Origin of the sequence: Parafrankia colletiae, from assembly GCF_001854655.1 — a bacterium.
Taxonomy (GTDB): domain Bacteria; phylum Actinomycetota; class Actinomycetes; order Frankiales; family Frankiaceae; genus Parafrankia; species Parafrankia colletiae.
In genome coordinates this window covers 405,871-425,216 of record NZ_MBLM01000108.1, presented here as the reverse complement: position 1 = coordinate 425,216, position 19,346 = coordinate 405,871, and the positions used below count along the sequence as shown (strand labels likewise).

The window sequence follows — 19,346 nt, the reverse complement described above, 5'->3', positions numbered from 1 at the left end:
CTCCGACGGGTCCGCGGCTTCGGCGCAGGCCTCAGCGCAGGCGAGGCCTCAGACGTCCCCGGCCTCCCTCTCGAAGGCGGCAACCTGCGCGGCGRCAGCCCAGTGCAGATGGCGGACGGCGAGCTCCTGGTCGTTGAGCGGGAACTCCGAGACGGCCCGGGTCTCCAGCATCTTCTGGGTCGCCTCCAGGGTGTTGCAGTCCTGCAGCGCGAACTCCTTGAACGTCACGGCGGCCAGTTCCTGGCGCAGCCGATCGCTCGGGGTCTTCGGCGGGACGAAATACAGGGTGCCTTCGAAGATGTGCTTGTCGTAGGCGGTCGGCCAGTAGTGGTAGGTGAGGTACCAGCCCGGCGCCCACACCACAATCATGAAGTTCGGGAAGAAGACGTACGAATCGAGACCCCAGGCCTTGTGGCCGGCGGGGTTGACACCCGACGGAAGAGGGTCCAGCCCGGGAATGTCCGGCCGGTCCCACGGCCCGAAGTTCCCGCTGCGCAGCTTCTGCTCGATCGGCTTCACCATGTYGAGGTCCCGCGGCGGGGCCATCCCGCCCCACGCGGACTGCATCGAGTGCAGACCGTCGAGCTCGTAGTGCAGCGACTCGTAGCCGTAGCCCAGGAGCTTGCGTGACTCGTCGCCCACGTACTGCTTCGCGTGCAGGACCGGGGCGTGGTAGAACTCCGCGAACGCGTCGATGTAGAGCTTCCAGTTGCTGCCCACGTCGGCCCGGTACCGGTAGACCTCCGTCATCTCGCCGAACGGATAGCCCTCAAGACCAGCCGCGAAACGGCCGAGATACTCCCGCAGCGGCGCGGCCTCGTTGTCGAAGTTGACGAAGATGAAGCCTTCCCACACCTCGCAGCGCACCGGGACGAGACCGAACTTCGACTTGTCGAGATCGAAGAACTCGGACTCCTGCTGGACGAACGTGCACGCGCCGTCCAGCCCGTAACGCCAGGCGTGGTACTTGCAGATGAACTGCCGCGCCGAACCGCTCGTCTCCGCCTGCGGGAAGTCGTTCCAGACCAGCTTGTTGCCACGGTGCCGACAGATGTTGTGGAACGCGCGGACCTCGTCGTCGGTGTCCCGCACGATGATCACCGAGGCGTTCGCGGCGTGGATCTCCCTGGTGAAGTAGGCACCCCCGCGGGCGATCTGCTCCACCCGGCCCACGTTCAGCCAGGTGCGCCGGAAGATCGCCTTGCGTTCGAGCTCGTAGTGCGCCGGGGAGATCGAGTCCTCGAAGGAGACCGGACCCGTCCCGAGATCGGGGTAGTGCTCCGTCCAGCTGCCCTCGGTGGGCTTGGCGAAGTGGGCCATGGTCTGCCTCCGTGACTGCAACCAGGTGGGATGGAGGAAAACGTACGATGCCGTCCGGTTTTGGTCAACCACCCTGGATGCCGGTCCACCACCCCTGCCATCAGGCCTGACAGTGGTTGGAARCAGGGGCGGCACCGTGCCTCGTAAGCGGTGCGATGGGAGGCCTTGACGCAGAAGCCGACGGACTCGTACGTTTTTCCGGTGGAGCCCAGACAGAGCGACGGCGGACGGTCCCGGGCCGGYAGGCCGACGTCCGCGGAGGCCGCCCGGCTCACCGAGAAACTCCGTCGCGCAGCCGTCGACACGTTCCTCGAACACGGGTACGACGGGGCCACGATGGAGGCCGTCGCACGCGCCGCGGGGGTCACCAAGAGCACCCTGTACAGCCGCTACCCCGACAAGCGGACGTTGTTCATCGCCGTCAGCTCCTGGGCACTGACCCGCCAGGAACGCGACACCCGCGTCCTCGAACCGCTGCCGGACGACCTGACCGCCGCCCTCACCCTGATCGCCCGGGCGATCCTCGCCCGCTCCGTCGACCCGGACATCGTCCGTCTCAGCCGGATGGCCATCGCCGAGTCCCCCCGGTTCCCGGAGTTCGCCGCCAGCTCCCAGGCCACCACCTGGTCGCCGCGCATCCAGGTCATCATCGATCTCCTGCACGCCCACGAGCGCGCCGGCGATGTGACCGTCCCGGACGTCGCCCTGGCCGCCGAGCAGTTCTTCGCCATGGTCGGTGCCATGCCCGCCTGGCTCGCCGCCTACGGCATCTACCGCGCTCCCGAGGTCGAGGACGAGCGCCTCCAGCACGCCGTGCGGCTCTTCCTGAACGGGATCCTCACCCGCGGCACGACACCGCCGGCGGCGGCGAACCATCCACCCGCGGCCGAACCGGGCACGGCCCGGAGCGCAGCCACCGCCGAACCGCGTGTGCCCCCCGCCGCCTCCGCCGCCGGGCCGCGCGTGACATCCAGCGCTGCCGCCGCCCGGCCGATGCGCTACCAGCCGCTCGGCCGCGGTGGCCTGTACGTCTCCCCGCTCGCCCTCGGCACCGGTGTCCTCGGCGACCCCCACCGGGGCTGCGACCAGCGGACCGCGACCGAGCTTGTCACCCGTTACCTCGACGCCGGCGGGAACCTCGTCGACCCCACCGAGCTGCGCGACGCCGACGTCCACGCCCGGGCGGAGGAGATCACCGGTGCGGCTCTGCGTGGCCGGCGTGCACAGGTCGTGCTGGCCACCAGCGCCGTCGCGGCACCCGACCCGGCCCGTCACGGCAGCCGGAACAGCCGCCGCCACCTGCGCGCCGCCTGCGACGCCAGCCTGCGCCGGCTGGGCACCGACCACATCGACCTCTACCAGATCGCCGTCGACGACCCGGCGACCCCACTGGACGAGACGGTCGAGGCGCTGGACGATCTCGTTCGCGCCGGCAAGGTCCTCTACACGGGCGCCGCCGGCATTCCCGCCTACAGGCTCATGAAGGCGCTCGCCGCCAGTGACCGCACCGGCCGCACCCGCTTCGTCTMCCTGCAGGCCGCCTACGGCCCGACGGCACSCACCATCGAGCGCGAGCACCTCCCCCTCCTCACAGAGGAGGGCCTCGGCTTCATCGGCGTCACCGGGCCCGGGCCCGACCCGTCCGGGCACGGTCCCGGTCCCGGGCACCCGGCCATCGTGCGGGCAGTGGCCGCACGGCTCAGCTGCACGCCCACCCAGCTGGCGCTGGCCTGGCAGTGGACGAAGCCCGTCGCCTCGGTGCGCGTCGACGCCCGGAGCACGACCTTCCTGGACGAGGTCCTCGCCGCCACGAGCCTGGAGCTTCCCCCCGAGACCCTGACCGAGATCGACCGGCACACCAGACCCAACGGGATCAACGGGCCCGCCGACGGACATCCGCTCTGACCGGCACCCGATCCGACGGGCGTCCGGCCCGGCCCAGGTCCAGCGTCCGGACGGGCTCCCGCTGCCCGAGACGGACGTCCAGCGCAGCCATCACCTTCTCCCGCCGCGCACTCACCGCGCGGGCGGAAGACGTCGAAAGGACACGAACATGGCCGGATCACAGATCGGCAGAGTCGCCGTCGTCACGGGCGGTGCCTCGGGCATCGGACGTTCCTGCGCGCTGCGGCTGGCCCGCGACGGCGCCAAGGTGGCCGTGCTCGACCTCAACGCCGCGGACGCCAAGGAGGTCGCGGCCGAGATCCAGGCCGAGGGCGGCTCCGCACTCGCCGTCGGCGTCGACGTCGCCGACCGCGCGAGTGTCGACGCGGCCCTCGCCGAGACCCGTGAAGACCTCGGCCCGATCGCCATCCTCGTCAACTCCGCCGGGAAGACCGCCTCGAACCGCTTCCTCAACATCTCCCTCGAACTGTGGACGTCGATCATGACCGTGAATCTCACGGGGACGTTCCACTGCTGTCAGGCCGCCGTCCCCGACATGATCGAGGCCGGCTGGGGACGGATCGTCAACATCTCCTCCTCCAGCGCCCACAGCGGCCAGGCCTACATGACCCACTACGTGGCCTCCAAGGCCGGCGTCGTCGGCTTCACCAAGGCCCTCGCGCTCGAACTCGGCCCGAACGGCATCACCGTCAACACCATCCCGCCCGGGTTCGTCGACACCCCGATGCTGCGCGACAGCGAGAAGAAGGGCCGTTTCGGGATGAGCGTGGACGAGCACGCCGCCCGCACCCCGGTCCGCCGCGTCGGCCGCCCGGAGGACATCGCCGCCGCCTGTTCGTTCCTCGCCTCCGAGGAGGCCGGCTACATCACCGGCCAGATCATCGGCGTCAACGGCGGCCGCAACACCTGAGCCAGCCGCGACACCTGAGCTGGCCGCAACACCTGAGCCAGCCGCGACACCTGAGCTGGCTGCGACACCTGAGCCGGCCGCGACACCTGACCCGGCCGCACCGCGACCGCCGTCCGGACCCCGGGATGCCCGCCGTTGCAACGGGCACCCCGGGAACCCTCTCAACCCCGACCGAGCATGGCCTCCAGGGCGATGTTGTCCGGGTCGCGGAAGGCCAGCAGCCAGCCGAACGGCAGCTCCTGGGTCGGGGTGAAGACCGCGCCGGCCGCGGCGAGACGCTTCTCCAGCCCGTCCAGGTCGTCCCGCTCCGACACCGAGAACGAAAGATGATCCAGCCCCGGGCGCCGCTCGTCGAACAGCTCCGCGCTGCTCTCGTCGTGCTGCCGCAGGACGACGCTGAGACCGCCGGGAAGCACCCCGTGGGCGAACGACGTCGTCTCCCCACGGCCGCGGACCAGCTCCTTCCATTCCAGGACCGCCGTGTACCAGGCACAGCTACGCTCCAGGTCCCGAACTGTCAGACCCACATGCGACACCCCGTCGAACGGCATTGACGTCCTCCCTGCTGACCCGATGGCAACCGACATCGCGTCCCGCGGACCCCTCCCGGCCAGCCCCGTCCCCGGAGAACCGTTTTTGGAGAACCGTCTCTGGAGAACCTCGAAGGCCCGCCCGCCGGAGCCGCCCGCGGCGCGACGTGCCTCACTGTAGGAACGATCAGTCAGCCGTGCGCGACCCGAACGGCCTTCCTCCATCCCGCACCGGCCGGGACGTCGAGACACCGCGAGTCATCCGCCTCCCGCTCCCCCGCTCCCCCGTTCAATCCCGCCCATCGGCGTCCTTGCTGGGAAACAATAAGAATCCCGACCATCCGGTCGGCGGAGCGGGCAACGGGAAGCTGACACTGGAGGGGCGCCACATGGTCCAGACACTCGCGGGCAGGGTCGCCGTCGTGACCGGCGGCGCCTCGGGCATCGGACGTTCCTGCGCACTGCGGCTCGCCCAGGACGGCGCCAGGGTCGCGGTCCTCGATCTCAACGCGGCCCCCGCCAAGGACGTCGCCACCGAGATCCAGGCCGCGGGCGGCACCGCCCACGCCGTCGGCGTCGACGTGGCCGACCGCGCAAGCGTCGATCAGGCGCTGGCCGAGGTCCGGGAGTACCTCGGCCCGATCGCCATCCTCGTCAACTCCGCCGGAAGGACCGGCCACGACAGCTTCCTCGACATCACCCTCGACACGTGGACGTCGATCATGACCGTGAACCTCACCGGCACGTTCCACTGCTGCCAGGCCGCCGTCCCCGACATGATCGACGCCGGCTGGGGACGGATCGTCAACATCTCCTCCTCCAGCGCCCAGAGCGGCGTGCCGTACATGACCCACTACGTCGCTTCCAAGGCCGGCGTCATCGGCTTCACGAAGGCCCTGGCCCTCGAACTCGGCCCGAGCGGCATCACCGTCAACACCATCCCACCGGGCTTCGTCGACACCCCGATGCTGCGAACCGCCCAGGCCGGTTTCCTCGCCACGCCCCCACAGACCGTCATCGACCGCACACCCGTCCGCCGCGCCGGGCGCCCGGAGGACATCTCCGCCGCCTGTGCCTTTCTCGTCTCCGAGGAGGCCGGCTACATCACCGGCCAGGTCATCGGCGTCAACGGCGGCCGCAACACCTGACGGAGCACCCGCGGCGCAGCGCCCGTGCGTCAGTGCAGCAGCACCCGCAGCAGGATCAGGGCGAGCCCGAACAGGCCCGCGGTCATTCCGTAGGCGAAGGAGACCACGGCACCGCGCCCGGCGCGACGGCCGGCGAGCTGCCCCCACAGCACCAGCGCGGCCACCCCGGTCCACATCCCCGCCAGCGCCGCCGTCTGGATGGACGCCCCGGCGGCCGCCGCCAGCAACACCGCGGCCAGCGGAAAGAAGGACGCCGTCACCAGGGACCACTCATGCCCCAGCGTCACCGCGAGACGGTGCAGACTGGCCCGGCGGCTCCCGCTCGGCGGCGAGCCGAGGAAGTCGGCGTACACGTGGGCGAACCAGTACACGATCACCGTGATCAGCTCGGCGTAGATCAGGTCACTCAGCTTTGTCTGGCGCTCGGACTCCACCGCCAGCACCGAGTCGGCCACCACCGTCCCGTAGATGGAACCGGCAGGATTCCGCGCGAACGCGAGCAGGGGGACACGCCAACCACGAGCGGAGGCAGCCGGGCGGTCGACGATGTCCAGCTCAGACGCATCCACGCTCCCGGTGCTACCCGGGACACCCCCCATGCCACGCCGAGCCGTTACAGATCCCGCGGCCGAAGTCAGCTTCCCCGACCACCCCGGCTACCCCGCGGTCACCGGCCAGCGAGTGGGAGGCACCGACAGCGCGCCAGCGTCGAGCGGCGACCTCGCGACTCCCATGTCAACGACCAGAACCAATCAGCTGGTCAGACGAGGCAACATCGCCGGCGGCATCGGCACGACCGGCACGAGCTCCTCGGATGCCGAGCCAGCCGACTACGGAGCCGACGGCGAGGGACGTGACGGTCAGGACCAGGTGGACCGTGAAGAAGCTGGTCGGACCGTCATCCCAGGATCGGTCATCCTTCCAGATGTTCCGGAGGAAATTCGGCCAGATCGCCCACGTCCACACACCCACCGCGATCAGGAACCAGGACGCACGCTTCGACAGAGTCACCCGTCCAGCTTGCACCCGGGATCGCACTGGGCTCAGGTGAGCAACGTCCTAAGCTCCTCCGCCTCGATGCCCGCCTGGCGCAGAACAGAGGCGAGGGTGCCTGTCGCCAGCTCCCGATGAAGCGGGACGATCACAACCCGGGCGCTCTCCTTGTGCCGCAGCTTGCAGTGCGAGCCACGCGTCGCGGAAGGTGTCAAGTCAACTGAGACAGTTGGCTGTTGCTTGGCTGGTCGGGTACTGGCTGGTTGATCCACACGGTCTCGGGCAGGCGGGGTGGCCGTGGCCGGCGGGCGAACCGCTCGGGATGCGCCGTGTGGGCGCGGTCGAGGGTGGCCTGGCGGTGGGCCTGGACCTGGTCGGCGGTCCCGAAGTGGACCGAGGCGGGCGTGTGGAACCCGATCCCGGAATGACGATGGTCGTGGTTGTAGGCGGTGAAGAACCCCTCGCAGTAGGCCCTGGCATCGGCCAGTGACCCGAACCGGTCCGGGAAATCGTAGCTGTACTTGAGAGTTTTGAACTGCGCCTCGGAATACGGATTATCGTTCGACGTTCGCGGGCGGGAATGCGACCGGTGGACGTTGAGGTTGACAAGGAGTTCCGAGACCGGCCTCGAGACCATCGCCCCACCACGGTCGGCGTGGATCGCCCGAGGAGCGGTACCGTTCCGGGCGATGGCGTCGGCGAGGAAATCCTTCGCGACCACGGCGTCCTCGGCGGCAGCGACAAGCCAGCGGGTCACGTACCGGGAGTAGATATCGAGGATGACGTACAGCTTGTACCAGACGCCTTTGGCGGGCCCTTTCAACGCGGTGATGTCCCACGTCCAGACCTGGTCGGGTCCGGTCGCGGTCAGCTCGGGGCGGACCCGCGGCGGGTGGGTGGCCTGCGCACGGCGTTCCCGGGTCTGCCCGGCGGCCCGGGCGATCCGGTACATCGTCGACAGCGAGCACCAGTACCGGCCGGCGTCGAGCTCCCGGGCCCAGACCTGCGGGATCGCCAGATCCTGGTAGGCCGGGCTGGTCAGGACCGCCAGCACCTCGGCGCGCTCGGCCTCGGTCAACGTCCCCGGTGGCGGTGTCCGCGCCGGCCACGGCCCGTGCAGACGCCCCCCAGGCGCGGTGTGACGGTAATGCGTCGCCCTCGACCATCCGGTGTGGGCACACGCCCGGCTCACCGAAACACCGGCAGCACGTAGCTCACCGAAAGCGTCGTTCATGACCTGCTCTACGGCCGGTCGATGTCCGCGCTCTCGGAGACCTGTTCCAAGAGCGCGCGCGCTTTTCCCATGATATCCAGCGCGGTTTCGGTCGTCGCGAGCCGAGCCTTCAACCGCTGGTTCTCGCGGCGTAGCTTCTCCAACTCGATCTGCTCCGCCGACTTCACCGGTTTCTTCTCCGGACCACGCACCACACCACTCGTTCCTCCCAGGGCTCCCGCGTCACGGGCCCGGGTCCACTCCACCAGATGCGAGGAGAACAACCCCTCCCGCCGCAGGATCGCGCCTTTCTCTCCGTGCGGGGCGTTCTCGTACTCGGTGACGATCCGCAGCTTGTACGCCGCGCTGAACACCCGCCGCGACGGCCGCGGCGCCGGATCACGCTGCGACGGCGACCCGCCCGCATGCTCCCGCGAGTCTGACTCCATGAACACGAGGATCTCCGATCACGCCCCCCGTAGCCAACCCGCACCCAGCGGGTGTCTCACCCGAGGYTGACAGGGAGGGTCGCGACCTCCTCGAAGCCCGCACGCCCCAGAGCCGTCACAACCTTCGCCCCGGAAACCCGGGGCAGTGCAGGTGTCACGCCGACAGGCGGATGTCCAGCGGAGCGACGATGGGGCCGTCCGCGGCAGTCACGGGGAAGGGCTGATCCTCAAAGTACAGCTCCAACGCCTCGCGAAGATTCGCCAGCGACTCCTCGACGCTGCCGCCCTGGCTGGTCACCTCGACCTCCAGGGCCCGCGCCACGTACCAGTCGCCCTCATGCGTGACGACAGCCGTCAGCCGCGCCACTCGCTCCATGGAGATCAGCCTAGCCATACCGGCCGCACCTTGCGAAGTACTCACCGCCACCCCCTCGGGATGATCAACCGACCTCTGTCGACCATACGAGCGGGAACGATCTCCAACAGCCCGATACACACAAGAGACACAAGGCCACTCCCGACCCGCGGGAGTACCTAGGTCATAAGTGAATGTTCTACAAATTCGGCCAGATCGCCCACGTCCACACACCCACCGCGATCAGGAACCAGGACGCACGCTTCGACAGAGTCACCCCTCCAGCTTCGCACCCGAGCGAGAAGCCCCAACCGATCAAGAGCGGTCACACCGGGAGTGTCTGACTATCGGTGGATCAGACGGGCTCGGGAGAGGTGCAGCCGCGCAGACGGTTGACGACGAGGTCGGCATAGCCGGGTCTAGTCTCCCCGGCGCTGTCGATAGACGTACAGACGAAGCGGACCCGGGCTGGCGTGCCCACGCCGCGGAACCGGTCCTCGCTGCGGTCCTCGACGATGGTGATGCCACCTCGGGTGTCGCTGGTGAGCGAGTAGACGGTCGGATCGCCCTCTGTGCTGAGCGCGGTGCTTTCCAGTGTCGCTGCCCGCCCAGCGGCGACTGCCTCGACGAAGCACCGCCGTGCGTCCCCGGCAGCCAGGCTGYCCGGCCCGATCCGCTCGCTCCCACAGTCGACGACGGTCGGCGTGCCGGTGCCGCCGCTGGTCGACGCCGACGAGGACCGTGGCGGCGTCGGCTTGCCCGAGCCTTCACACCCGGCAACCACAAGACAGGCAAGCGCACCGGCAACCGTCAGCCTGCGAGCAATGCTCGTTGACGTCATGGCTTGTTGGACGCATGAACGAACATCGCGGTTCACCTTGACCACGAATTACTCCGCAGCGATGCGGGCCRAGGGTCGTCGCACGATCGCCGGCGTCAGCGACCGGAACTGATCAACTGATCAGACAAGGCGGCATCGTTGGGGGCACCGGGGCTGCCCGCACGGGCTCCGCGGATTCCGAGCCAGCCGACGACGGAGCCGATCGCGAGGGAGGCGACCGTCAGGACCAGGTGGACCGTGAAGAAGCCGGTCGGGCCGTCGTCCCAGGAACGATCATCCTTCCACACGTTCCGAAGGAAATTCGGCCAGATGGCCCACGTCCACACACCCACCGCAACCAGGAACCACGAGGCACGCTTCGACAGAGTCACCCATCCAGCCTCGCACCCAGATGAGCAGACGGACCAACCGAGCGCTGTCACAGCGCGTGAGGCTGGACACGCCAGGCGGTGCCGATGTCCCGGCCGCCGGAGCCYGCGGTCAGCAGCCACGTGCTCATGGGGACATCGTGGTCCGTCTCAGCGCGCCAACCCGGAACAGTCATGATCACCGTATGCTGAAGCACGAGAGGGGGTGGCCCGTGCACTTCACCCGCATCACGGTGAACCCGGCGCAGATGGGTGGGGTTCCCTGTATCCGTGGGTTGCGCATCCCGGTAGCGACGGTCATCGGAATGATCGCGGATGGCATGTCCGCCACCGAGGTCATCGCCGACCTGCCGGACCTCGACGAGGACGACATCCGCGAGGCACTCCGCTTCGCTGCCGAAGCCGTCCGCGAGCAGCAGCTTCCGCTGATCATCCCAGCGTGACCCCGACGTGCGCTTCCTCCTCGACAACAACCTGTCCAACACTCTCGCGACCGGCCTCCGCGAGGCTGGGCATGACGTCCTCCATGTCCGAGACGTCGGACTCGGCGCGGCCGACGACACCGCCGTCCTCGGCTTCGCGCGCGAGGAGCGACGAGTCCTGATCTCAGCTGACACCGACTTCGGCGGCATCCTCGCCCGAACCGGCCTCGACAGCCCTTCCGTGATTCTCTTCCGCCGTGAAGGCGGACGCCGCCCCACCGAGCAGCTGCGGCTTCTCCTCGCGAACCTCGACCAACTGGCAGAAGCGCTGTAGGACGGCAGCATGATCGTCCTCACCGACCGTCTTGTCCGGGTCCGGAAACTACCCCTGATTCCCTGATCCCGACCGACGGCCTCCGGCGCCGTACCTAGGTCATAAGTGAATGTTCTACAAATTCGGCCAGATCGCCCACGTCCACACACCCACCGCGATCAAGAACCAGGACGCACGCTTCGACAGAGTCACCCCACCAGCCTGGCACCGGCTGCAAGCCGTGGTCTCCGTGTGGGGGCGCGAGTTCGGACACGTTGATCGCCATAAGGTGGGCGGACAGAAAAAACCCCGGGGGCTTGCCGCCAGAGCCGTCAAGGGCATCCAGCGGTAGAGGCCATCCGGGGTGTCCACCTCGAAATCTAGAAGACCGGTAGCCCGATGTCGAATATCGGGACCCCGTCGCATGCCCTCGCTGTCCAGCTCCGGTGCAGGCTGAGCGCCGAACGCCTCGATCCGTACGAACGGACCTGCAACCATGACCTCGAGCGGGCAGTGGCCCTGTACGAGTGGAACAGCAGCATCAACGCCGCGTTCCACGAGGCCCTCGGGCTCTTCGAAGTCGTCCTGCGCAACGCCCTGCACGACCAGCCCACCCTCTGGCATCAGCGCCAGCGAAGGCCTGGCCGGTGGTACGACGACCCGGCCGGCATCCTCGAAGCCCATCGACGGCAGGACGTCGCCGACGCCTACGCCAGGTTGCGCCGCGGCGGGAAGGCCATCACTCCCGGCCGAACTTCTCGAACGGACTGAGACGACCAACGGCCGGCGGGTACTCGGCGCGCGGGGCGCCGGCCGCAGCGGCCGGCAGGACATCTCCGAACGCATGGAGGAGATCCTCGCCAACGAGGTGGCGTCATAGCCCTCGTGGTCGACGCCGGTCCGCTCTATGCGTACATCGACACCGACGATCAACATCACGAGGCCTGCGCGGACCTGCTGGAGACCCATCTAAACCGCTGATCAACCCACCCTTGTGATCACCGAGGTGGTCTACCTACTCGGTACCGGCTCGACGCACAGGCCGAACTACGTTTCCTCACGGGCTTCGCCTGGGGGCGTTCGGTGTCGAGACCATCCACCCGGTACCGAGGAACTGTCAGGTCTGTGGACCGCGTGTCGGACCAATGGAGATCAACCGAGCTGGTAGTGGCCGTTGGTGATGCCGTGCAACGCAACCTCGGCCGTGGCCGCGGGATCCATGTGGCTGGAATCCAGCACGTGGGGTTCGAGGATGTCGAGGCTGCTGAACTGGTGGTGCAGCGAGCGGATCGGTTCGGGGTCGGTCAACGCGTCGGTGGCGGTCCGGCTGGTCGCTCGGCGGAGCGTCGTCGCCTCATCGGGGCGCAGAACGAGATAGTGCAGCTCGATTCCGCTGGTCGTGCGCACGGCACGGAACGCGTCGAGGAACCAGGGGCCGATGATGCCGTCGCAGATGACGTCGTAGCCACCGGCGGCGTAGCCGAACGCGGTGTGGGCCACGATGTCGACGACGATCGTGTTCTGGTGATGTGCTTCGGGCAGGTAGGGCGCGACGGCGCCCTGCCGGATGAAGTGCCAGAAGTCGTCAGCGTGCAGATGCACACTGAGCGAGAGCCTGTCGGCCACCCGCCGGGCAACTGTGGTCTTGCCCCCGCCAGGCGGCCCGGTCATCACGATCACCCTGCCGGTCGTTGCGCCCGAGGCGCGGGCCGACGCCTCCGGCCGAGTGGGGCGGGGGCTACTCATGCCGCACGGGCTGAGGGCGTTCGGCGGATTCGCCTGCCTCGACCACCGCATGCCAGATCGCCCACGTCCGCACATCCGCCGCGATCAGGAATTAGGACGCACGCTTCGACTTCAGTCACCCGTCCAGCCTCGCACCCGCGCTGGCGGACCGGAACGTCTACCTGGAGCATACGAAGGGCGAGGTCGGTGGCCGACGAACGCGGGTGCCGTGGCGGGCAAGGCGTCTGAAGACTTCTTCATCATCGGAGTCGCCAATCCATTGGTCGAAGAGGATCTCGGGGCGAGTTCGGTGGAGACCGGCCTGATATCCGCGGCGGCGATCGCGGGCGCGATGTTCGGCGCCGCGCTGCTCGGCCCGTTGGCGGACAGGTTCGGCCGGCGCCGGGTCCTCCGCATCGATCTGGTGCTGTTCGTCGCGTTCTCTGCCCTGTGCGTGGTGGCCTGGGATGTCTGGTCCCTGATCGCCTTCCGGTTCGTGCTCGGACTGGCGATCGGCCTGGGCTATCCGATCGCCGCCGGGTATCTCGCCGAGACCTGCCGGCCCGATCCCGCGGCCGGTGGCTGGTCGGCGCTGCTTCGTCGTCTGGCTGCGCCGCAACGTACCGGAAAGCCCTCGCTGGCTGGCGCAGAACGATCGGGAGGACGAGGCCCGGCAGGTCTCAGGAACTGGGCCACAGGCCTGTGCGCGTCACTGACGCCGACCGGGACCGCGGCGAGCCTGTTCCGGAGGGGATTTCGGCGTTCATCCAGCCGGGCTGTTCTCCCGCCGCTGGCTGCGGCGAGCCCTTCTCACGTCCGTGCCGTGGTTCCTGATGGACGTCGCGACCTACGGGGTGGGCATCTTCACCCCGACCCTGCTCGCCGGCCTCGCGCTTGCGGGGCCAGACGCGACCTTCATCGCGGACGACATCACCTGTACCGAGGGGACCGCCATCCTGGATGTCTTCATGGTCGTCGGGTTCGTGGCGGCCATCCTGCTCGTCGCTGGACGATCTCGCCGGCGCCGAGGTTGCGAGGGTGGCGCCCCGCATCACCCCGCCGTAGTCGAGGAGCCACATCCGCACAGCCCACCGTGGCCAGTTCATGCCCACCGGCCCCACCCACGAGTCAGGGCTACCAGCCTCAGATCACGGCGGGTGGTGTGTCCGCGCCCCGGCGCGCCACCTGCCGTAACCAGCTGATCAGAGGGCCGTGAGGGTGACGTTCAGAACCTGCCCGACGGTCGGACGGTACATGGTGAAGTTCGTCGTGGGATAGGTTCGTTTACCTGCGATATCGCACCGCACCTGAGCAGTCGCGATACTGGGGAGTTGCGGGTTCCCGAAGGTAACCGAGAACTGCCCGCTCACCCCGACGGACGCGCCGTGGGACTCTCCGCCACCGGCGATAAGGATGGATTCGGCCGAGCCGGCCTGACACCGGACGGTACCCGCCGCCGTCAGCGGATTGTTTGTTGTACCCGCAGTCGCCGGTTGCATGGGAACAACGGCCAGCGTCGCGCCCACCCCGACCATCAGGCCCAGGGCTCTGATTCTCGAAAGTCCTCGCAAGACGCACCTCCAACGCACGCATCGGATGGATGACGGCATGGAGCTCGCATGCCCGACACAAACCGTTCACGCAAAGGGACGATTCGACCACCTGGAGCTACCCTCGGGCCTGCCAACGCAGGCCCGAGCACCTCGCCAGCGTGCCAGGCGTGCCTGCCCGCCGGCCCCGCGTCCGGCAGGGCCGTCGACAGGGTGCGTTCCGCGCCGGCCCCACCGGCGTTCGACACCAGGGGGGCCGCGCAGCCCCAGCCCCGAATCTGGGTGGCCAGCCCCCAACAATCCAGTGATATCAATGCATGTTTCTTATGAAGAAGACCACTGCGCAGGCGCCATTTTCTCCCGAGGGTACGAACGTTGCRACACGACAGGCAGTTCACAGCACCGTAGACGGATCAACCACTGCTCCAAACTGGCACGAACGGGTAGTGCACCACCAACGGGCTACCGGTGACCTCACAGACAAGAGCGAAACAACCAGATGGGAGGATGCGCGAACAGACCGAGAGGAGAAAACATGCTGGACCAGGCCGGGCCTGACGACACGACCAGCACGGTTGAACAACAAATCATGACATTGACGGCGTCGCACGGCCCCGCGGTGCGCCGACCGCCGAGGCTCGGCGCACCCGCCACCACCCCACCCGGCGGGCCCGCCTCACCAGTCGCTCTCCCCGGTGGAATCCCTGCCATCCCCATTCAGGCCTCCGCCGCTGACGCCGCCGCCGGCTACCGCACCCCCTCCGCTTCCGGAAGGCTGTCCGATCTTTCGCCGCTGGCTGACCGCGACGCCTGGGCACGGGTGCCTGTCGGGCGCTGCAGGGCCCTGGCCGGGCCCGTCATGGCCGTCCTGGTCGTGGCGATCGGCGTCGTGTACCTCGTCTGGCGCGCCGGGACACTGGACGGAACCGGGGTGGCCGGCCACCTGTTCTACACGGCGGAGGTCGTCAGCTACCTCGCGATCGTGTGGACGGCCGTGATGATGTGCCGAGTGCGGCCCGGATACGTCCGGCGCCCGCCGGCGCCGGCCGGCACCCTCGACGTCTTCGTCACTGTCTGCGGCGAGCCTGTGGAGATCGTCGAGGCGACACTGCGGGCGGCGTTGGCGATCGACTACCCGCACCGCACCTACGTCCTCAACGACGGCCGGATCGCCCGACGGGACGACTGGCGCGACATCGACGCGCTCGCCGCCCGGCTCGGGCTGACCTGCTTCACCCGGACCACCGGGTCGAAGGGCAAGGCAGCCAACCTCAACCATGCTCTCGCCCGCACCGACGCAGAGGCGATCATGACGCTGGACGCCGACCACATCGCGGTCCCCGACCTGGCGGAGAGGGTCCTGGGCTACCTGAGAGATCCGAAGGTCGGTTTCGTCTGCACCGAACAGCGTTTCGACCTCGGGCGGTACGACGTCCTCAACAACGCCGAGCCGATGCTGTACCGGGCGGTGCAACCGGCGAAGGATCGCGACAGTGCGGCGTCGTCCTGCGGGAACGGCACCCTGTATCGGCGGACGGCGCTGGAGTCCGCCGGTGGTTTCAGCGAGTGGAACATCGTCGAGGACCTGCACACGTCGTACGAGCTGCATGCGCGCGGGTGGCGCAGCGTCTATCACCCGGAGGCGGTGTCCGTCGGCATCGCACCGGCCACGGCGGCGGAGTACGCCAAGCAGCGCAGCCGATGGGCGATGGACGGGCTACGCCTGCTGCTGTTCGACAACCCGCTGCGCAAGCCGGGGCTGACCGGCTGGCAGCGAGCGCACTACCTGCATACCGGCATCGGGTATCTGGTGGCGTGCGTACAGATGATGTTCCTGCTCGGGCCGCCGATGAGCGCGCTGGCCGGGATGGAGATCGCCTCCGGGGTCTCGCTGACCGCCTACGTCCTGTACGCCCTGCCGTACCTTCTCAGCTCGATGCTGCTCGTCGCCGCCTACGCCGGCCTTCGAGGGGCACAGCGGACGATCGCGAGCACACTGTTCAACGCGCCCCTGTACGCGCTCTCGTTCGTCCGGGTCGTGCTGTCCGGGCGCCCCGAGTCCGGTGCCACCGCGAAGGCCGCGCTGCCGCGGATGTCGATCCTGCTGCTTCCCCAGGTACTGTTCGCCGCCGGGCTGGCCGCCACCATCCTCGTGGTCGGGCTCAACCCGGACGTGGCCGACCTGTCCGCGCTGGTGTGGGCGGGAATGCTCCTGGCCATGGTCGCCGGGCCGCTGTCAGCGCTCTCGGAGCGGCGGGCGGTGGTGGAACGGGTGCAGGTGCCCATCCGGGCGGTCATCGCGGTCACGGTGCTGGGCTTTGCCGTGACGGCCCTCATCGCCGGCTGAGCATGCTGCCGAGCGGATCCGGGGCGGGCCCTGGATGAAACAGTCGTTCCCGCCCATCGAGCCCCACGCGCAGGGGATGCTCGAGGTAGGTGATGGCAATCAGATCTACTGGGAGAGCAGCGGCAACCCGGACGGAAAGCCCGCGTTGTGGGTACATGGTGGCCCCGGCAGCGGYGGCCGCCGGGGCAGCCGAAGAATGTTCGACCCGGCCGTCTACCGGATCGTTCTCTTCGACCAGCGCGGCTGTGGTCAGAGCCGACCACACGCCTCCGACCCGGCCGTGAGCCTGAAACACAACACCACCGACCATCTGATCRCCGACATGGAGCGGCTGCGGGAGCAGCTCGGCATCCGGCAGTGGCTCCTGTACGGCGGTTCGTGGGGTTCGACGCTGATTCTCGCCTATGCCGAGCGTTACCCCGAGCGGGTCTCGGGCATCGTCATCGTCGGCGTCACCATGACCAGACCCGAAGAAATCGACTGGCTCTACCGCGGAGTCGGCTGCCTCGTGCCAGCTCCCTGGGAGGCGTTCCGCGACGGAGTACCGCCGGCGGACCGGGATGGCAATCTCGCCGCCGCCTACAACCGGTTGTTCAACAGCCCGGACGAGACGGTGCGGATCAACGCGGCCCGAGCCTGGTGCGCATGGGAGGACGCCGTCATCGCGCACGAGACACTCGGCACGCCAGGCCAGTACAGCAGCAAGCCCGACGATGCGCGGATGGCCTTCGTCCGCATCTGCGCGCACTACTTCGCGAACAATGCCTGGCTTGAGGACGGCCAGCTGCTTCGCGACGCACACCGGCTGGCCGGCATCCCGGCAGTACTGATCCACGGCAGGCTCGACYTCGCCAGCCCGCTCAGGACCGCCTGGGAACTCGCGAAGGCATGGCCCGACGCGGAGCTGAAGGTGATCAGTGAGGCGGGCCATACCGGAAGCTCCGCCACGCAGGATGCGATTCTTGATGCAATCGAACGGTTCAGCGTGAACACTCACCGGCCCGCCTGGTAGGTGATCTCGCGGGTGGAGTCCCTCGACGGCGGCTTCCGGTGCGACTCCATGGCCACCCCGCCGGCGTCCCTCGGCCCTGGCCCGCCCGGCCAGGGGCCGGCGGGGCGCCCACCACTCGGTCCGGTCACCCCAGCACCAGGGACGGGCGAGCATCCAGGTGACGCCATCAGGGCATGCCCGGCCCCCGTTCCGCCTGGGCCTGGGCCTGGGCTGGATATTCTTCTGGGCCTTCATTGTCTGGGCCTCGTCTGAGGAGTCGGCGAAGTCGGCGGATGCCAGGTCCGCACAGCATCACCCTGACCGGTCGGCGGAGGCGTCCAGAGCTCGCCTTCGCCGACCGTGTCGGCCGCACGCTCAGGGGCACGGCCAGCCAGCCCGCTCGTCGGAAGGTCTCCCGGGGCTGTCTCCGTCCGGAGGTCGTGCTGTCCGGAGGACCACTGGTCGCAGGGCATCTCCCTGCGGGAGGGTCGCGGGGCCGGCTAGCGTGTCCGTCCATGCTCGCCGTGTTCGGGTCGCCAGGCCGCTATGTCCAGGGACGGGACGCCACCGCCGCACTCGGGCCGGAGATGGCCCGCCTCGGCCTCACCGGCCCGGCGGTGATCGTCACCAGCGGGGCGCCGATGCGGCTGTTGGAGGACGCCTGGCGAACGAGCCTGGATGGCGCCGGAATCCCGTACACGGTGCACATGTTCGGCGGCGAGTGCAGCGACCAGGAGATCGACCGGGTCCTCTCGGCGGCGCGCGACCCGGAGGCGACGGTGATCGTCGGTGCCGGAGGCGGCAAGGTCCTCGACACCGCCCGGGCCGCGGCGGCGGCGCTGGATGTGCCGGTGGTGACCTGCCCGACGACGGCGTCCAGCGACGCGCCGTGCAGCGCGTTGTCCGTCGTGTACTCCCCGGACGGGACGTTCGAGCGCTATCTGTTCTATCCACGCAATCCTGATCTGGTGCTGGTCGACACGACCGCGATCGCGGCCGCGCCGGCCCGGCTGCTGGTCGCGGGCATCGGTGACGCGCTCGCCACCTGGTACGAGGCACGCACCGTCCGGGAGGCGCGGCGAGCGAACCAGCTGCACGGGGCACAGACAGCGTCCGCAGGTGCGCTCGCCGAGCTGTGCCGGCGCATCCTGTTCGACGACGCACCGGCCGCGATCCGGGCCGTGCGGGCCGGGGCGGTGACGCCGGCGGTGGAGCGGCTCGTGGAGGCGAACACGCTGTTGTCCGGGCTGGGCTTCGAGTCCGGTGGTCTCGCGGTTGCCCATTCGGTGCACAACGGGCTGACGGTGGCGGCCGAGACGCACCGTTTCCTGCATGGCGAGAAGGTCGCGTTCGGTCTGCTCGTCCAGCTGGTCGTCGAGGGGCGGCCGGAGGAGGAGCTGGCCGAGGTCCTCGCGTTCAGCGCCCGGGTGGGGCTTCCTCGCACGCTCGCGCAGGTCGGGCTGGCTGATCCGCCGATCGAGCTGCTGCGCGGCATCGCGGTACGGGCGCTCGCCGAGGGCGAGACGGCACACAACGAGCCCTTCGACCTCGACCCGCCGACGCTGGTGGATGCGTTGCTGGCCGCGGACGCGGCCGGGCGCGCCCGGTAGCTGCCGGGCCGGCGGGATGCTGTGCACCGGCCCGGAGGCCGCATGCTGGCGGGTGACCGGACGCCGACAGGCGACGCAAGGGCGACAGAGCTCACGGGGGACCCCATAGCGGCACAACCGCGAGGGGCGGTTATCCTTGACAAGAGATTTCCCATCCTCTAGCGAGGCTGACCAGAGGAGGTGGCCGCTGTGAGTCCTGGCGGGTGCTCCAGTAACAGCCGCTTCCTGCTGGTGGACGCCGGCTGACGTTCAGCCCGGCGACCGGCGTGGTCGGTGCCGTCTCCGCTCTCTGAAGCGGTCCGCACGACCAGTCAGTCCGGTCCGCGTCCATGACACCCGGTTCCTCGTAAGTCCCG

Annotated in this window: 23 protein-coding genes; 11 read left to right on the top strand and 12 right to left on the bottom strand. The window is 68.9% G+C overall.

Annotated features, from left to right (window positions below):
• Positions 1 to 48: 48 nt before the first annotated feature.
• The gene (locus CC117_RS12995; RefSeq protein WP_071083942.1) at positions 49 to 1,320 is read right to left on the bottom strand and encodes an aromatic ring-hydroxylating oxygenase subunit alpha; all 1,272 of its coding nucleotides are present in this window, start codon (positions 1,318 to 1,320) and stop codon (positions 49 to 51) included.
• Positions 1,321 to 1,521: 201 nt separating this feature from the next.
• Between CC117_RS12995 and CC117_RS12990 the strand changes: the two genes are divergently transcribed.
• Both CC117_RS12990 and CC117_RS12985 read left to right on the top strand, forming a co-directional pair.
• Entirely contained in the window at positions 1,522 to 3,225 is a 1,704-nt protein-coding gene (locus CC117_RS12990) for an aldo/keto reductase (protein ID WP_071083941.1), read from the top strand.
• 148 nt (positions 3,226 to 3,373) lie between these two features.
• Entirely contained in the window at positions 3,374 to 4,135 is a 762-nt protein-coding gene (locus CC117_RS12985; RefSeq protein WP_071083940.1) for an SDR family NAD(P)-dependent oxidoreductase, read from the top strand.
• 161 nt (positions 4,136 to 4,296) lie between these two features.
• Here the strand turns inward: CC117_RS12985 and CC117_RS12980 are convergent, their stop codons facing one another.
• Positions 4,297 to 4,686: a VOC family protein gene (locus CC117_RS12980; protein ID WP_071083939.1), complete on the bottom strand. Its 390-nt coding sequence runs from the start codon at positions 4,684 to 4,686 to the stop codon at positions 4,297 to 4,299.
• Between the two features lie 368 nt (positions 4,687 to 5,054).
• Between CC117_RS12980 and CC117_RS12975 the strand changes: the two genes are divergently transcribed.
• Positions 5,055 to 5,813, top strand: a complete 759-nt coding sequence (locus CC117_RS12975; protein ID WP_071083938.1) for an SDR family NAD(P)-dependent oxidoreductase — start codon at positions 5,055 to 5,057, stop codon at positions 5,811 to 5,813.
• A gap of 29 nt (positions 5,814 to 5,842) precedes the next feature.
• On the opposite strand, the gene CC117_RS12970 is transcribed toward CC117_RS12975, so the two are convergent.
• The 8 genes from CC117_RS12970 to CC117_RS12940 form a co-directional block, all read right to left on the bottom strand.
• Positions 5,843 to 6,382, bottom strand: coding sequence for a hypothetical protein (locus CC117_RS12970; RefSeq protein ID WP_071083937.1), 540 nt, complete (start codon positions 6,380 to 6,382; stop codon positions 5,843 to 5,845).
• Positions 6,383 to 6,548: 166 nt separating this feature from the next.
• Entirely contained in the window at positions 6,549 to 6,824 is a 276-nt protein-coding gene (locus tag CC117_RS38925; protein WP_071083936.1) for an SCO4848 family membrane protein, read from the bottom strand.
• A gap of 32 nt (positions 6,825 to 6,856) precedes the next feature.
• Positions 6,857 to 7,078 (bottom strand): type II toxin-antitoxin system HicA family toxin, encoded by a 222-nt coding sequence (locus CC117_RS39795; RefSeq protein WP_256385380.1) that lies wholly within the window; start codon positions 7,076 to 7,078, stop codon positions 6,857 to 6,859.
• Positions 7,018 to 8,040 (bottom strand): DDE-type integrase/transposase/recombinase, encoded by a 1,023-nt coding sequence (locus CC117_RS12960; RefSeq protein WP_071083935.1) that lies wholly within the window; start codon positions 8,038 to 8,040, stop codon positions 7,018 to 7,020. The genes CC117_RS39795 and CC117_RS12960 overlap by 61 nt, the downstream gene beginning before the upstream one ends.
• Before the next feature lie 8 nt (positions 8,041 to 8,048).
• Complete coding sequence (locus tag CC117_RS12955; RefSeq protein ID WP_116287774.1) at positions 8,049 to 8,474, bottom strand: transposase; 426 nt, start codon at positions 8,472 to 8,474, stop codon at positions 8,049 to 8,051.
• Between the two features lie 148 nt (positions 8,475 to 8,622).
• Complete coding sequence (locus CC117_RS12950) at positions 8,623 to 8,862, bottom strand: type II toxin-antitoxin system HicB family antitoxin (RefSeq protein ID WP_084132001.1); 240 nt, start codon at positions 8,860 to 8,862, stop codon at positions 8,623 to 8,625.
• Positions 8,863 to 9,178: 316 nt separating this feature from the next.
• On the bottom strand, positions 9,179 to 9,664 hold the full coding sequence (locus tag CC117_RS12945) for a hypothetical protein (protein WP_131803061.1): 486 nt from the start codon (positions 9,662 to 9,664) through the stop codon (positions 9,179 to 9,181).
• Between the two features lie 95 nt (positions 9,665 to 9,759).
• A complete protein-coding gene (locus CC117_RS12940) occupies positions 9,760 to 10,035 on the bottom strand; it encodes an SCO4848 family membrane protein (RefSeq protein WP_071083933.1) in 276 nt (91 codons plus the stop codon).
• 182 nt (positions 10,036 to 10,217) lie between these two features.
• On the opposite strand from CC117_RS12940, the gene CC117_RS12935 reads away from it, so the two are divergent.
• From CC117_RS12935 to CC117_RS12925, 4 genes are all read left to right on the top strand, one after another.
• The gene (locus CC117_RS12935; RefSeq protein ID WP_071083932.1) at positions 10,218 to 10,475 is read left to right on the top strand and encodes a DUF433 domain-containing protein; all 258 of its coding nucleotides are present in this window, start codon (positions 10,218 to 10,220) and stop codon (positions 10,473 to 10,475) included.
• Between the two features lie 7 nt (positions 10,476 to 10,482).
• On the top strand, positions 10,483 to 10,788 hold the full coding sequence (locus tag CC117_RS12930) for a DUF5615 family PIN-like protein (RefSeq protein WP_241830055.1): 306 nt from the start codon (positions 10,483 to 10,485) through the stop codon (positions 10,786 to 10,788).
• Positions 10,789 to 10,897: 109 nt separating this feature from the next.
• Positions 10,898 to 11,119 (top strand): hypothetical protein, encoded by a 222-nt coding sequence (locus CC117_RS38015; protein ID WP_198541820.1) that lies wholly within the window; start codon positions 10,898 to 10,900, stop codon positions 11,117 to 11,119.
• A 47-nt stretch (positions 11,120 to 11,166) separates the two neighbouring features.
• On the top strand, positions 11,167 to 11,538 hold the full coding sequence (locus tag CC117_RS12925; protein ID WP_198541819.1) for a hypothetical protein: 372 nt from the start codon (positions 11,167 to 11,169) through the stop codon (positions 11,536 to 11,538).
• A 381-nt stretch (positions 11,539 to 11,919) separates the two neighbouring features.
• Here CC117_RS12925 and CC117_RS12920 read toward each other — a convergent pair whose 3' ends face one another.
• Positions 11,920 to 12,438, bottom strand: a complete 519-nt coding sequence (locus tag CC117_RS12920; RefSeq protein ID WP_071084010.1) for an AAA family ATPase — start codon at positions 12,436 to 12,438, stop codon at positions 11,920 to 11,922.
• On the opposite strand from CC117_RS12920, the gene CC117_RS40505 reads away from it, so the two are divergent.
• On the top strand, positions 12,335 to 13,708 hold the full coding sequence (locus CC117_RS40505) for an MFS transporter (protein ID WP_407673510.1): 1,374 nt from the start codon (positions 12,335 to 12,337) through the stop codon (positions 13,706 to 13,708). The genes CC117_RS12920 and CC117_RS40505 overlap by 104 nt on opposite strands.
• Here CC117_RS40505 and CC117_RS12915 read toward each other — a convergent pair.
• A complete protein-coding gene (locus CC117_RS12915) occupies positions 13,695 to 14,027 on the bottom strand; it encodes a hypothetical protein (protein ID WP_241830054.1) in 333 nt (110 codons plus the stop codon). The genes CC117_RS40505 and CC117_RS12915 overlap by 14 nt on opposite strands.
• Positions 14,028 to 14,577: 550 nt before the next feature.
• On the opposite strand from CC117_RS12915, the gene CC117_RS12910 reads away from it, so the two are divergent.
• The 3 genes from CC117_RS12910 (at position 14,578) to CC117_RS12900 (ending at position 18,990) form a co-directional block, all read left to right on the top strand.
• Positions 14,578 to 16,389 (top strand): glycosyltransferase, encoded by a 1,812-nt coding sequence (locus CC117_RS12910; RefSeq protein ID WP_241830053.1) that lies wholly within the window; start codon positions 14,578 to 14,580, stop codon positions 16,387 to 16,389.
• A 34-nt stretch (positions 16,390 to 16,423) separates the two neighbouring features.
• On the top strand, positions 16,424 to 17,401 hold the full coding sequence (pip, locus tag CC117_RS12905; RefSeq protein WP_071083930.1) for a prolyl aminopeptidase: 978 nt from the start codon (positions 16,424 to 16,426) through the stop codon (positions 17,399 to 17,401).
• A 494-nt stretch (positions 17,402 to 17,895) separates the two neighbouring features.
• Positions 17,896 to 18,990: a glycerol dehydrogenase gene (locus tag CC117_RS12900; protein ID WP_071083929.1), complete on the top strand. Its 1,095-nt coding sequence runs from the start codon at positions 17,896 to 17,898 to the stop codon at positions 18,988 to 18,990.
• Positions 18,991 to 19,346: the final 356 nt, after the last annotated feature.

Coding starts and splice junctions, on each gene's coding strand:
- CC117_RS12920 (WP_071084010.1), bottom strand. CDS start 12,438: ATGACCGGGCCGCCTGGCGGGGGCAAGACCACAGTTGCCCGGCGGGTG.
- CC117_RS38015 (WP_198541820.1), top strand. CDS start 10,898: ATGTTCTACAAATTCGGCCAGATCGCCCACGTCCACACACCCACCGCG.
- CC117_RS12980 (WP_071083939.1), bottom strand. CDS start 4,686: ATGCCGTTCGACGGGGTGTCGCATGTGGGTCTGACAGTTCGGGACCTG.
- CC117_RS12900 (WP_071083929.1), top strand. CDS start 17,896: ATGCTCGCCGTGTTCGGGTCGCCAGGCCGCTATGTCCAGGGACGGGAC.
- CC117_RS12985 (WP_071083940.1), top strand. CDS start 3,374: ATGGCCGGATCACAGATCGGCAGAGTCGCCGTCGTCACGGGCGGTGCC.
- CC117_RS12975 (WP_071083938.1), top strand. CDS start 5,055: ATGGTCCAGACACTCGCGGGCAGGGTCGCCGTCGTGACCGGCGGCGCC.
- CC117_RS12950 (WP_084132001.1), bottom strand. CDS start 8,862: ATGGCTAGGCTGATCTCCATGGAGCGAGTGGCGCGGCTGACGGCTGTC.
- CC117_RS12910 (WP_241830053.1), top strand. CDS start 14,578: ATGCTGGACCAGGCCGGGCCTGACGACACGACCAGCACGGTTGAACAA.
- CC117_RS12925 (WP_198541819.1), top strand. CDS start 11,167: ATGTCGAATATCGGGACCCCGTCGCATGCCCTCGCTGTCCAGCTCCGG.
- CC117_RS12915 (WP_241830054.1), bottom strand. CDS start 14,027: ATGGTCGGGGTGGGCGCGACGCTGGCCGTTGTTCCCATGCAACCGGCG.
- CC117_RS40505 (WP_407673510.1), top strand. CDS start 12,335: ATGAAGTGCCAGAAGTCGTCAGCGTGCAGATGCACACTGAGCGAGAGC.
- CC117_RS12935 (WP_071083932.1), top strand. CDS start 10,218: ATGCTGAAGCACGAGAGGGGGTGGCCCGTGCACTTCACCCGCATCACG.
- CC117_RS12960 (WP_071083935.1), bottom strand. CDS start 8,040: ATGAACGACGCTTTCGGTGAGCTACGTGCTGCCGGTGTTTCGGTGAGC.